Consider the following 12,654-nt stretch of genomic DNA (forward strand, 5'->3'; position numbering starts at 1 on the left):
AAATGACACAATCAATTTATATCGTTGGTTCCAAAGGGATTCCAGCAAAATATGGTGGTTTTGAGACCTTTGTTGAGAAGTTGACGGAATTCCAACAAGATAAAAATATCCAGTATTATGTAGCTTGTATGCGGGAGAACTCAGCCAAATCAGGGATTACTGCAGATACTTTCGAGCATAACGGTGCAATCTGTTACAACATTGATGTCCCTAATATCGGTCCTGCGCGTGCCATTGCTTATGATATTGCAGCCCTCAACAAGGCCATTGAAATCGCAAAAGAAAACAAAGACCAGGCTCCGATCTTCTATGTCTTAGCTTGCCGGATTGGTCCTTTTATCTCAAAAATTAAAAAGAAAATCAAGGCTATCGGAGGGACTCTGATGGTCAATCCGGATGGTCATGAGTGGCTTCGGGCCAAGTGGAGTCTTCCAGTTCGCAAATACTGGAAATTTTCTGAACAACTCATGGTCAAACATGCCGACCTTTTGATCTGTGACAGCAAGAATATCGAAGCCTATATTCAGAAGGATTACGCTAAGTATCAACCACAGACGACCTATATTGCTTATGGAACCGATACAAGCAAGTCTATCCTGAGTAAAGAAGACGAGAAAGTACGGACTTGGTTTGCAGATAAGCAAGTTACTGAAGGGGATTACTACCTTGTTGTGGGACGTTTTGTACCGGAAAACAACTATGAGGCCATGATTCGTGGCTTTATGCAGTCAAACTCCCAAAAAGATTTTGTTCTGATTACCAATGTAGAACAAAACAAGTTCTATGAACAGTTGCGTAAAGATACTGGATTTGATCAAGATCCCCGAGTGAAGTTTGTAGGGACTGTTTATGACCAAGAATTGCTCAAATACATTCGTGAGAATGCCTTTGCCTATTTCCATGGTCATGAGGTAGGCGGGACCAACCCCTCTCTTCTTGAAGCTTTGGAATCAACCAAGCTCAACTTGTTGTTAGATGTTGGTTTCAACCGCGAAGTAGGTGAAGATGGTGCTCTCTATTGGAAGAAAAATCAATTAGCAAGTGTCATTGATCAAGCTGAGCAATTGGCTGTACAAGCTATCGAAGACCTTAATCAAAAATCAAGTAAACGTATCTCTGAAGCCTTTACTTGGGAAAAGATTGTCACAGACTACGAGAAAGTATTTAAAGGTTAGAAATGCAGAAAATTTTATATCTCCATGCTGGTGCAGAAATGTATGGTGCTGACAAGGTTTTGTTGGAGCTTATTAAAGGATTGGATAAAGATGCTTTTGAAGCACACGTTATTTTACCCAACGACGGTGTCTTAGTGGGTGCTCTAGAAGATGTCGGTGCTAAGGTTAAAGTCATTGATTACCCAATCTTGCGCCGGAAATATTTTAATCCAAAAGGGATTCTTGAGTACTTTGGCTCTTATAACCGTTACTCCAAACAGATTGCTCAATATGCTAAAGAAAATGGGATTACCCTTGTTCACAACAACACCACAGCGGTTCTTGAAGGAATTTACCTCAAGTGGAAGTTAAAACTTCCTTTGATTTGGCATGTGCACGAAATTATTGTCAAACCAAAAGCCATTTCAGATTTTATCAACTTTTTGATGGGGCGCTATGCGAATAAGATTGTGACAGTTTCAAATGCTGTAGCTAATCATGTCAAGCAGTCTCGTTTTGTCAAAAATGACCAAGTTCAAGTCATCTATAATGGTGTTGACAATGCTGTTTATCAAGAGATGGATGCTAGCGCGGTCCGTGACCAGTTTGGTATCGCACAGGATGCCTTGGTTATTGGAATGGTTGGTCGAGTAAATGCCTGGAAAGGGCAAGGAGACTTCCTAGAAGCTGTGAGGCCAATCTTAAAGTCTAATCCAAAAGCAGTAGCCTTTTTAGCAGGTAGTGCATTTGAAGGGGAAGAGTGGCGCGTGGATGAGTTGGAAAAGGCTATATCAGACTCACCAGTAGCTAGCCAAATCAAGCGGATTGAGTATTATAGCAAGACGACAGAACTCTATAATATGTTTGATATCTTTGTCTTGCCAAGTATCAATCCAGATCCATTACCAACAGTCGTGCTAGAAGCCATGGCTTGTGGTAAACCTGTAGTGGGTTACCGTCATGGCGGTGTCTGTGAAATGGTGAAGGAAGGCGAAAACGGTCTTCTTGCTACACCGAATCAGCCTAGAGAATTGTCTAAGGCTATTCAAGAATTAGCTAACAATACCGATAAGAGAGAGCAATTTGGTAAGGCATCGGTCAAACGTCAAAAAGAACTCTTCTCATTACAAAGTTATATTCTGAATTTTTCGGAGCTGTATAAGAAATATTAAGATGAATACTGAAACAATTAAGAACAAATTAAAACCAATCGTTTATCCAATTATTAACTTTATTCCTCGGCGAAGACTCAAGAATAAGAATTTCACGATTATTTGTGATAATTGTTGGGCAGGAAAAGTTTATCAAGAATTGGGTTTACCTTACCAAACGCCATTTGTAGGGATGTTTATCTTTTCACCTGATTACATTAAGATGCTTAAGAATTTAAAACATTATTTGAGCGGAAACATCCCTTTGAAATTTGTTAAGGAATCAAAATATATCAAAGACTTTGATAATGCCTATCCTCTAGCATTCCTTGATGATATTGAACTTCATTTCCTGCATTATGCAGATGAGGAAGAAGCAATTCAAAAATGGAACCGTCGTTTAGAAAGAATTCATTGGGATCATTTATATTTCAAGTTCAATGACAATGATGCTTGTACTTATGAATTGATGAAAGAGTTCGAAGAGCTTCCATACAAGAGTAAGGTTATTTTCTCTTCAAAGAATTATAGTGATTTACCTTCCTTAGTTCATTTCAAATCAGCTGAAAAGCAAGGACACGTTGGCATCGACTTGAAAACATATCATCGCTATTTTAATGTTGTAACTTGGCTGAATAAAGGTGGAGAGGATCTAACTAAATGAAAAAGATAAGACTAATTATTCCATATTTTGGAAAACTTCCAACCTTTTTTCCTTATTTTTTGTTGACTGCTAAACGTAATCAAAAAATTGATTTCTTAATTTATACGGATCAAAAGGTTGACCAATTTGAAATTTTAAATGCTAAAAATATAGAATTTGTAACTCTTTCTTTTGATGATTTAAGAGAAAAAATCCAGTCTAAGTTTGATTTTAAAATTTCTCTCAAAACACCTTACAAATTATGTGACTATAGGGTTGCTTACGGGCTTATTTTTGAAGAAGAATTAAAAGAGTATGATTACTGGGGATTTTGTGATACAGATGTCTTACTTGGTGATATTTATCAATTTCTGGAAAAGCATAGCTTTTTTGAGAATGATTATGCTCGATATGGCCTTTTTGGTCACCTCCAAATATTTAAAAATTCACAAGAAGTTAATCGTATATTTATGTCTGGTAAAGGTTTAAACTATCGATTGGATTATCAAAATGTCTTCACTAATGAGCAAAGTTTTATTTTTGATGAGGCAAACGGTATCCAAAAGATTTTTGAAAAAAGTAATTTCAAACAACTGCAAGATAAGTTTTTTGATGATATCGATATTAGTCATTTCTCATTTCGAGAATATGGTGAAAATGAACCTAAACGCTATTATTTTTGGTCAGAGGAAAATGGTTTGGAATCAATAAATTTAATCGATGGTAATATAGAGATTAATCGTCCTCTATATGCACATTTTCAAAAGAGAGTGATTAAGTGTCCTGAGTTTAGACTAGTAGATTCATTTTATGTTATACCAAATCAATTAGTTATTGGAGAGAAGATTTCTAAGGAAGAGTTTTTAGAAGTAACAAGAAATAAATTCTATTGGGCATATGTTAAATCAACAATTTTAAAGAAGTTTAAAAAAGAGAAATGGACACTAGAGTTTATTCGTCATAAATTAAGGATGAAGGGTTAATGGATAATATAGATTTGAGCATTATTGTTCCCGTATTTAATGTTGAAGGTTATTTAAAAAGAGCCCTAGATTCAATACTTTTGCAACCGTCATCAATCACATATGAAATTCTGCTAATTGATGATGGTTCAAATGATAAAAGTGGTGCGATTTGTGATGAGTACCAAAGTAATTTTTCGAATATTTTTGTTAGTCACATTGAAAATAACGGAGTGGCAGAAGCGAGGAATTTAGGTATTTCTCTCTCGGGGGGGAATTATTTATACTTTATGGACCCAGACGACTTCGTATCTGAGGATTTCTTTGAAAAAATATTTCCTAACCTCAATGATAAATGGGATGTTCTTTGTTTTGGCTACAATGAAATTAAAGAAAATAAGGACACTATTTTGTCTTGTCGCCCTCATTTTTATACGCATTGTGGTCTTCTTGGAAAGAATGAATTTAGAAATAAATTTATAGAGCTTTTCAAAACTGATATGATGTATAATGTTTGGTCGAGAATCTATAACAAAGAATTCATTCTAAAAAATAATATTAAGTTTCCTAGTAAACCAATAGGAGAAGATACTTTATTTAATTTCCAAGTTTATCAACAATTAGATAACATTCTTTTTATTGATTCGACTCTTTATAATTATATTGCAGGTAGAAGTGGTTCTGCACTGACGAGTTTTCATCCTAGAAGAATTGAAATTCAATTAGATGAACTTCAAATATTGCAAAAATTACTTAAAAAGTTCCAACTAGAAGATGCTACGTTAATTCAAGAAATTAAGACAAAAATCATTGTAAGTGCAACCTTTCAAATTTCTAATTTAAATGCGAGAAGGAAAGAAAAGATAAAATTACTGCGATCTATTATCGATAATAAAGCTTTTTACGATATCTTTTCAGGAAACAGGAATCAAATTATTGGGTCTTATAAGACGTTATTGAGACAGCGAAATATTTCTTCTTTTCTTAGAAGATTGAGTATTGATCTTCTCACCAAAAGAAAATTTCGGACAGTCATCTTTATTGAAAAAATGAAAATGAATCCAATTTTACGTAAAATTGCTTTTAAATAGGTGTAGCTATTTTATTAAGAGAAAAAGGGATTATGTTAAAAATTAAGTTTGAGAACCTTTTGGTTATTCTAGTATTGACTCTCATTGTTGGGTACGATACTCTTATGACAACAATGTTAAACAGAATAATCCCAAACCTTCCGGTTGTTTTATTAATCTGTTTTTCATTATTATTATGTTTTAGATTTTTGTATATAAAAAAATTCACGTTCTTTTATATCTTAACTGCTATTTTATTACTACTAACAAGTTTTGTCGTATTCATGCATACGGGCGGGACTAATTTCCTACTTTATTCATTATTGATTTTGTTATTATATGATGCAGATATTGATGTTATCTTAAAAACATACGTTATTGTGTCAGGAACGATAGTGTTCGGAGTGTTCTTACTTTCAATTCTGGGAGTTATTCCTAATTTACAATTTGCTCAGGTCCGTTCGTCTGGCCTTGTGATTAGAAATTCCTTTGGTTTCATTTATCCAACTGACTTTGCGTCTCACTGTTTTTATTTATTTATTGCTTGGGGATATGTACTACGGAAAAGGTTCATCATACTACGAACCTTGGTAGGTATTAGTTTAGCATTTTTTATCATCAAATTTTGTGATGCTAGGTTAAATGCCCTTTCTGTACTTGTAGCAACTGTCATTTTTATTGTTATGTATGTTACTAAAGAAAGAAAATTTAAAATTTATGGGATCCTACCTTATTTTGCAGCTATATTTTCTTTCTTAATGTTTTACTTATCGTATTTCTTTACCTGGTCTTCTTCATTATTTGTGAGTTTGAACAACTTATTCAGTATGAGGTTATTTTTAGGGAAAAATGCAATAGAGACCTATGGATTACATTTGTTTGGAGCAACCGGGGTTAAGTTTATAGGATATGGTGGCACAACAGAATCAGTATACAGTTATAACTATGTAGATTCCTCTTATATTCAAATGTTATTTTACTACGGAGTTGTTCCTGTAGTATTACTGGTATTGATTTATGTACTTGCATCAAAGAGAATTTATAAACAGGGTATGTTCCTATTCTTAGCTTTATTATCGCTTATTACAATTAATTGTATGATAGAAGCTTTTTGGATAAGACCAGGATATAATATTTTTATTTTTACACTTTTTGCTAGCCTTGTGCCAGTTCAATACAAAATAAAAGATAGAATTGAATGATCATGAAAGTTCTTAAAAATTACGCCTATAATCTCTCCTACCAGTTACTGGTGATTATCTTGCCGATTATCACCACCCCTTATGTGACGCGGGTCTTTAGTTCAAATGACTTGGGGACCTATGGCTATTTCAACTCCATTGTTACTTATTTTCTCCTTTTGGCGACGCTAGGAGTGGCCAATTATGGAACTAAGGAGATTTCAGGACACCGGAAAGATATTCAAAAGAATTTCTGGGGGATTTATACCCTTCAGTTGGGGGCTACGATTTTATCCCTTACCCTCTATGTTCTTTTATGTCTAACCCTTCCTTCTATGCAAAACCCTGTGGCCTATATCTTAGGACTCAGTTTGGTTTCAAAGGGACTCGATATTTCCTGGCTTTTTCAGGGATTAGAAGATTTTCGCAAGATTACGGTTCGGAATATCACGGTCAAACTGGTTGGAGTCATCTCCATCTTCTTGTTTGTCAAATCTGCCAATGATCTGTATCTCTACGTATTCTTGCTCACCATCTTTGAGCTCTTAGGTCAGCTCAGCATGTGGCTACCCGCTCGGGAGTTCATTGGGAAAGCCCATTTTGATATGGCTTATGCACGGGTACATTTAAAGCCGGTCATTCTGCTCTTTCTACCGCAGATCGCCATTTCCCTCTATGTCACCTTGGATCGGACCATGCTTGGGGCTCTCGCCTCTACAAAGGATGTGGGGATTTACGACCAAGCCTTAAAACTCGTCAATATTTTGTTGACCTTGGTGACCTCACTGGGCAGCGTCATGTTGCCTCGGGTATCGAGCCTCTTATCCTCAGGGGACCAAAAGGCTGTTAACAAGATGCACCAAATGTCCTTTTTGATTTATAATTTGGTCATTTTCCCGATTATTGCCGGTATGCTAATCGTCAATGATGATTTTGTTCAATTCTTCCTAGGGAAGGACTTCCAGGATGCGCGTTATGCCATTGCCATCATGATTTTTAGAATGTTCTTTATCGGATGGACCAATATCATGGGGATTCAAATTCTAATCCCTCACAATAAAAATAAAGAATTTATGATTTCGACTACTGTACCTGCCATTGTCAGTGTCGGATTGAATCTCATCTTCCTACCAAAACTGGGCTTTATTGGAGCTGCGATTGTGTCAGTGTTGACAGAAGCTTTGGTATGGGGGATTCAACTCTACTTCACACGAACTTATCTTAAAGAAGTGCCGATTATGGGCTCAATGATGAAGATTGTGTTCGCTTCAGGCCTCATGTATGGTCTTTTGCTACTAGTCAAGTTCATCGTCCACCTTTCGCCGACGCTGAATGTCGTTCTATATGCTGGCCTAGGTGGGATCATCTATGGAACCTTGATTTTACTCTTCAAGGTAGTGAATGTGAAAGAGTTGAAACAGCAATTAATAAAAAAATAGGGAGACAACTATGTACGATTATCTGATTGTTGGTGCTGGTCTATCGGGGGCAATTTTTGCTCATGAGGCAACCAAGCGTGGCAAAAAAGTAAAAGTGATTGATAAACGGGACCACATTGGTGGTAATATCTATTGTGAAGAAGTTGAAGGAATCAATGTTCATAAGTACGGTGCCCACATTTTCCATACCTCAAACAAAAAGGTTTGGGATTATGTCAACCAATTTGCTGAATTTAACAACTATATCAATTCACCGGTAGCTAATTACAAGGGCAGACTCTACAATCTTCCCTTCAACATGAATACCTTCTATGCCATGTGGGGGACAAAGACTCCTCAAGAAGTCAAAAACAAGATTGCGGAGCAAACGGCGGATATGAAAGATGTTGAGCCTAAGAACTTGGAAGAACAAGCGATCAAGTTGATTGGTCTGGACATCTATGAAAAGTTGATCAAGGGCTATACGGAGAAGCAATGGGGACGTTCTGCAACAGACCTGCCTCCTTTCATCATTAAGCGCCTCCCAGTGCGTTTGACCTTTGATAATAACTACTTTAACGACCGTTACCAAGGGATTCCAATTGGTGGTTATAATGTCATCATTGAAAACATGCTGGGTGATGTAGAAGTAGAGCTTGGCGTTGATTTCTTTGCTAATCGTGAAGAACTGGAAGCTTCAGCTGAAAAAATTGTCTTCACAGGGATGATCGACCAGTACTTTGACTACAAGCATGGAGAGTTGGAATATCGTAGCCTTCGATTCGAACACGAAGTTTTGGATGAGGAAAATCATCAAGGTAATGCTGTGGTCAACTACACCGAGCGTGAAATTCCATACACTCGGATCATCGAGCACAAGCACTTTGAGTATGGGACTCAACCGAAGACGGTGATTACCCGTGAATACCCAGCTGATTGGAAACGAGGCGATGAGCCCTACTATCCAATCAATGATGAAAAGAATAATGCGATGTTTGCCAAGTACCAAGAAGAAGCATCCAAAAATGACAAGGTCATCTTCTGTGGACGCCTAGCAGACTATAAATACTACGATATGCATGTGGTTATTGAGCGTGCTCTAGAAGTCGTTGAGAAAGAATTTATTAAATGACACAAGAAAAAATTGATATCGTGGTTCTTTGGGTCGACGGAAGTGATACTGAGTTTATCCGCGAGAAACAAGCCGTGACAGGTCAAATGTCAAAAATAGACCAAGAAATCGACGGAGAGCAACGTTATCGTGATTACGGTATTTTTAATTACTGGTTTCGAATGATTGAAAAGCATGCTCCTTGGGTGAATAATGTTTATCTAATTACCAACGGGCAAAAGCCTGACTGGTTAAATTTGGAGCATCCAAAACTTAAATTGGTCACTCATAAGGAATTTATGCCTAATGAATATCTACCTACCTATAATTCAGCGGCTATTGAGCTTAATCTTCATCGGATTGAAGGATTGTCGGAGAACTATTTGTATTTCAATGATGATATGTACTTGATTAGAGATAGTCAACCTTCAGATTTTTATAAAAATGGTCAACCCAAGCTTTTAGCAGTATACGATGCTTTAGTTCCATGGTCACCATTTACGAACACTTATCACAATAACGTTGAATTAATCTATCGGCATTTTCCTAATAAGAAGGCTTTGAAATCTTCGCCTTGGAAATTCTTTAATTTCCGTTATGGTTCCTTGGTTTTGAAAAACTTGTTACTCTTGCCTTGGGGTCCGACAGGATACGTGAACCAACATTTACCTGTTCCAATGAAGAAGAGTACTTTGGCACATTTGTGGGAAATTGAGGGAGCAACATTAGATAAAACGTCACGAAATAAAATTAGAGACTATGGAGTAGACGTCAATCAATACGTTTGTTCTAATTGGCAAATTGAAAGTAATCAGTTTTATCCTATGTCTAAAAATTTCGGAGAAACAATTGGTTTAAATCAAGTGGATAAGCTGGAATCTATCTTTACAGATAGACGTAAAAAACTGCTTTGTGTCAATGATGATGGGGACTTTAGGGAAGAAAACATCATTCATTTCAAGCAAATTTTAAATGAATATTATCCTAAAAAATCAACGTATGAAAAATGAGAAGTAAAAGATGAAATACTATTTAAAAGAAGAATTTTTACACGACAATAATGCTAAAAATGCGGGAAATAAAGCACGTAATGACGTTGAAGCCATTTTAAATAAATTAGGTTATTCTCCTTTGAAAGTTTTGGTGGATGACTGGTATCAAATGAATGTTCTTAGGGCACAAATTCATAAATATAGAGCTCTCTTTAGAGCTTTCAAAGACCTAAAGAAAAATGATGAGATCATAATTCAATTTCCTTTGTTACATCATTCTTTGTTTCTTAACCATTTACTAAAAAAACTTAAAAACAGGGGTACGGACGTCTATTTTTTAGTTCATGATTTGGAAACACTGCGTTTTGTGAATGATAAAACCTTACCATTTAGGATGAAGTTACGGATGAAACTAACTGAAAGTGATACGTTCCGTAGTGTTACAGGAATTATTGCTCACAACCCGGTTATGAAATCTGTCTTAGTGGATAAAGGGGTTGTAGAAGACAAGATTGTCAGCCTTGGTATTTTTGACTATTTGATTCCAGATTTTCAAGAAAAGAGTGGCCAAACAAAAGACCAGCCGATAATTGTGGCAGGTAATTTGGCCAAGGAAAAAGCTGGTTATCTTTATACTCTTCCAGAAGCACCGTCTTATAACCTTTATGGTGTTGGCTTTGATGAGAGTAGAGCGCTTGCAAATGAAACCTACTTTGGTTCCTTCCTACCGGATGAACTTCCTGCAGCCCTTGAGGGCGGTTTTGGTCTGGTCTGGGATGGAGATAGCGTTGAGACCTGTAGTGGCTTTTTTGGAGAATACCTCCGTTACAACAACTCCCACAAGGCGTCGCTTTATCTAGCATCGGGCTTCCCGCTTGTCGTGTGGAAACAGTCAGCCTTGTCTCATTTTGTGCTTGAGAAGGGCTGCGGGATTGCAGTAGAGTCTCTCCATGATTTGAAGGAGACAATCGACAATCTTTCAGATGCTGATTACCAAGACTTGGTGGACAATGCCAAGCGTGTTGGTCAGGAAATCCGAGATGGTCACTACTTAAAGACGGCGTTAAATCATTTAGCATAAGATCAAAAGAAGTCAGACGGACTTCTTTTTTAGTTTTTCAAAAAAATATCACTAATTTTAAAAATTCGCCGTATAAAACTTTTCATCGCTGAAACCGTGTGGTAAAATGATTAACGTATAAAATTTGTATAAAGGGAAGTTTATATGAAAAAGAAAGATCTTATTTTTTATGCCGGAGCGGCAGTCTTGATGGCTGTATCTGCTCAGGGAGTCAGTGCAGATGAGCTGGTTTCAAAAGAAGTCGCTACTACTGAAGGCAATCAAGTCCAAGCTGAAACAGCGCCAGAAGTAGCAACTACTGAAAAGTCAGTCGCACCAGTCGCAAGCAACTACACAGCACCAGCAAATGTGACCGAACCAGCTGTGGTACCTGTAAGCAAGACCACTGCTTCAGAAAGTGTGACCCCATCTGTAGAGAAGACTACGGAAGCATCGACTACTGAGAAAGAAGAAACTCCTCTTCCGTCTGATACAGGAAGGACGACCTTCTTTAACACAGGTGCTCACGCTCCTGCTGGTCGCTCGACGGATGTGGCCGTTCAACCAAAATCATTCGTTGATGTGAGTAGCCACAACGGAGATATTAGTATTGGCGACTACCGTACCCTAGCTAATAAGGGCGTGGGTGGTGTCGTTGTCAAATTGACAGAAGATACTTGGTACAAGAACCCGAATGCGGAGAACCAAATTCGCAATGCGCAAGCAGCTGGTCTGCAAGTATCGACCTACCACTTCTCTCGCTATACTTCTGAAGAAGCAGCGCGTGCAGAAGCACGGTTCTATATCGCAGCGGCGCAACGCTTGAATCTTCCAAAGAACACCCTCATGGTCAATGACTTTGAGGATGCCAAGATGCAGTCAAACATCAACCGCACCACCCAAGCTTGGGCTGACGAAATGCGTAAAAATGGCTACACCAACTTGATGTTCTACACCAGTGCCAGCTGGTTGGATGAAAACAATCTTCGCAAGAAAGGTCCAGTCAACACCGCTCAATTTGGCCTTCAGAATTTCTGGGTTGCGCAATATCCTTCTCCAAAACTGTCTGTAAACGATGCGAAAAGCTTGCGTTACAATGGGAAAGCTGGCGCTTGGCAGTTCACTTCTCAAGCGGAATTGCTTCCAGGAAAACACCTCTTTGACCACAGTGTGGACTATACAGGTCGCTTTACAGCGAACGCAAAACCCGCAGCTGACCCGACAGAAGGCAGCTTAAGTGGGAAAATTGACATTGTCAATAACGATACCATGGCGGGACGCTTTGACGTTGTCATCTCAAATGTTAAGGCGCCAAATGGAGTTCGAACAGTTTCTGTACCAATCTGGTCAGAAACAGGTGGTCAAGATGACCTTGTTTGGTACACAGCCAACCGTCAAGCAAATGGGACCTATACCGTCAATGTAAAAGCAGCGGACCATAAAAACTCAACCGGTCTTTACAATGTCCACCTTTACTATGTTCAAAACAATGGGCAATTGACAGGTGTTGGCGGAACCTCGACTCAAGTATTCATTAGTAAGGCACCTGAGCAGTTAAAACCTAAAGCAAGTTTTACTATTGAAAATAATAATGCTAAATCAGGGACTTTCGACGCTGTGATCACTAATATCACAGCACCACTAGGTGTTAAGGAAGTTTTAGTCCCATCATGGAGTCTAGAAAATGGACAAGATGATCTTATCTGGCACAAGGCAACTAAGCAAACTGATGGTAGCTATCGCGTAACGATTAAGGCAAGTGAGCATAAGGGCGATAAAGGAAACTATCGTGCCGATGCTTACATCGTCGACAACTCTAACAATCGTCATTATATTTCTGAAAAAGTAGTTTCGGTTGATTACGTTCGACCAAGTGGAGTTCTGACGATTGAAAACAATAACCCAGTAGCAG

At 37.8% G+C, this 12,654-nt stretch carries 11 protein-coding genes; all 11 read left to right on the forward strand.

Features of this window, described 5'->3' with window-relative positions; all coding sequences use genetic code 11:
* Positions 1 to 2 precede the first annotated feature (2 nt).
* Positions 3 to 1,175, forward strand: coding sequence for a beta 1-4 rhamnosyltransferase Cps2T (cps2T, locus tag HMPREF2704_RS07485; protein WP_070846123.1), 1,173 nt, complete (start codon positions 3 to 5; stop codon positions 1,173 to 1,175).
* A 2-nt stretch (positions 1,176 to 1,177) separates the two neighbouring features.
* Positions 1,178 to 2,326, forward strand: coding sequence for a glycosyltransferase family 4 protein (locus HMPREF2704_RS07490; protein ID WP_070846125.1), 1,149 nt, complete (start codon positions 1,178 to 1,180; stop codon positions 2,324 to 2,326).
* 1 nt (position 2,327) lies between these two features.
* Entirely contained in the window at positions 2,328 to 2,969 is a 642-nt protein-coding gene (locus HMPREF2704_RS07495; protein WP_045760010.1) for a DUF1919 domain-containing protein, read from the forward strand.
* The gene (locus HMPREF2704_RS07500) at positions 2,966 to 3,931 is read left to right on the forward strand and encodes a DUF6625 family protein (protein WP_045760009.1); all 966 of its coding nucleotides are present in this window, start codon (positions 2,966 to 2,968) and stop codon (positions 3,929 to 3,931) included. Before HMPREF2704_RS07495 ends, HMPREF2704_RS07500 begins: the two co-directional genes overlap by 4 nt.
* Positions 3,931 to 5,001, forward strand: coding sequence for a glycosyltransferase family 2 protein (locus tag HMPREF2704_RS07505; protein WP_045760008.1), 1,071 nt, complete (start codon positions 3,931 to 3,933; stop codon positions 4,999 to 5,001). The genes HMPREF2704_RS07500 and HMPREF2704_RS07505 overlap by 1 nt, the downstream gene beginning before the upstream one ends.
* Before the next feature lie 32 nt (positions 5,002 to 5,033).
* Entirely contained in the window at positions 5,034 to 6,182 is a 1,149-nt protein-coding gene (locus tag HMPREF2704_RS07510; protein ID WP_070846127.1) for a polysaccharide polymerase, read from the forward strand.
* Positions 6,183 to 6,184: 2 nt separating this feature from the next.
* Complete coding sequence (locus HMPREF2704_RS07515) at positions 6,185 to 7,600, forward strand: flippase (RefSeq protein ID WP_070846154.1); 1,416 nt, start codon at positions 6,185 to 6,187, stop codon at positions 7,598 to 7,600.
* A gap of 10 nt (positions 7,601 to 7,610) precedes the next feature.
* Entirely contained in the window at positions 7,611 to 8,711 is a 1,101-nt protein-coding gene (glf, locus tag HMPREF2704_RS07520) for a UDP-galactopyranose mutase (protein WP_045760006.1), read from the forward strand.
* Positions 8,708 to 9,700 (forward strand): stealth family protein, encoded by a 993-nt coding sequence (locus tag HMPREF2704_RS07525; protein ID WP_070846129.1) that lies wholly within the window; start codon positions 8,708 to 8,710, stop codon positions 9,698 to 9,700. The genes glf and HMPREF2704_RS07525 overlap by 4 nt, the downstream gene beginning before the upstream one ends.
* Before the next feature lie 10 nt (positions 9,701 to 9,710).
* Positions 9,711 to 10,763, forward strand: coding sequence for a glycosyltransferase (locus HMPREF2704_RS07530; protein ID WP_070846130.1), 1,053 nt, complete (start codon positions 9,711 to 9,713; stop codon positions 10,761 to 10,763).
* Positions 10,764 to 10,907: 144 nt separating this feature from the next.
* A partial coding sequence (locus HMPREF2704_RS07535; protein ID WP_176745640.1) for a GBS Bsp-like repeat-containing protein occupies positions 10,908 to 12,654 on the forward strand: 1,747 nt, incomplete at its 3' end.

The sequence above is a fragment of the Streptococcus sp. HMSC076C09 genome (assembly GCF_001837905.1).
Lineage (GTDB): Bacteria > Bacillota > Bacilli > Lactobacillales > Streptococcaceae > Streptococcus > Streptococcus parasanguinis_I.

Bases quoted from the DNA above. Each gene is read 5' to 3' on its own strand.
- cps2T (WP_070846123.1), top strand. From the start codon at position 3: ATGACACAATCAATTTATATCGTTGGTTCCAAAGGGATTCCAGCAAAA.
- HMPREF2704_RS07490 (WP_070846125.1), top strand. From the start codon at position 1,178: ATGCAGAAAATTTTATATCTCCATGCTGGTGCAGAAATGTATGGTGCT.
- HMPREF2704_RS07495 (WP_045760010.1), top strand. From the start codon at position 2,328: ATGAATACTGAAACAATTAAGAACAAATTAAAACCAATCGTTTATCCA.
- HMPREF2704_RS07500 (WP_045760009.1), top strand. From the start codon at position 2,966: ATGAAAAAGATAAGACTAATTATTCCATATTTTGGAAAACTTCCAACC.
- HMPREF2704_RS07505 (WP_045760008.1), top strand. From the start codon at position 3,931: ATGGATAATATAGATTTGAGCATTATTGTTCCCGTATTTAATGTTGAA.
- HMPREF2704_RS07510 (WP_070846127.1), top strand. From the start codon at position 5,034: ATGTTAAAAATTAAGTTTGAGAACCTTTTGGTTATTCTAGTATTGACT.
- HMPREF2704_RS07515 (WP_070846154.1), top strand. From the start codon at position 6,185: ATGAAAGTTCTTAAAAATTACGCCTATAATCTCTCCTACCAGTTACTG.
- glf (WP_045760006.1), top strand. From the start codon at position 7,611: ATGTACGATTATCTGATTGTTGGTGCTGGTCTATCGGGGGCAATTTTT.
- HMPREF2704_RS07525 (WP_070846129.1), top strand. From the start codon at position 8,708: ATGACACAAGAAAAAATTGATATCGTGGTTCTTTGGGTCGACGGAAGT.
- HMPREF2704_RS07530 (WP_070846130.1), top strand. From the start codon at position 9,711: ATGAAATACTATTTAAAAGAAGAATTTTTACACGACAATAATGCTAAA.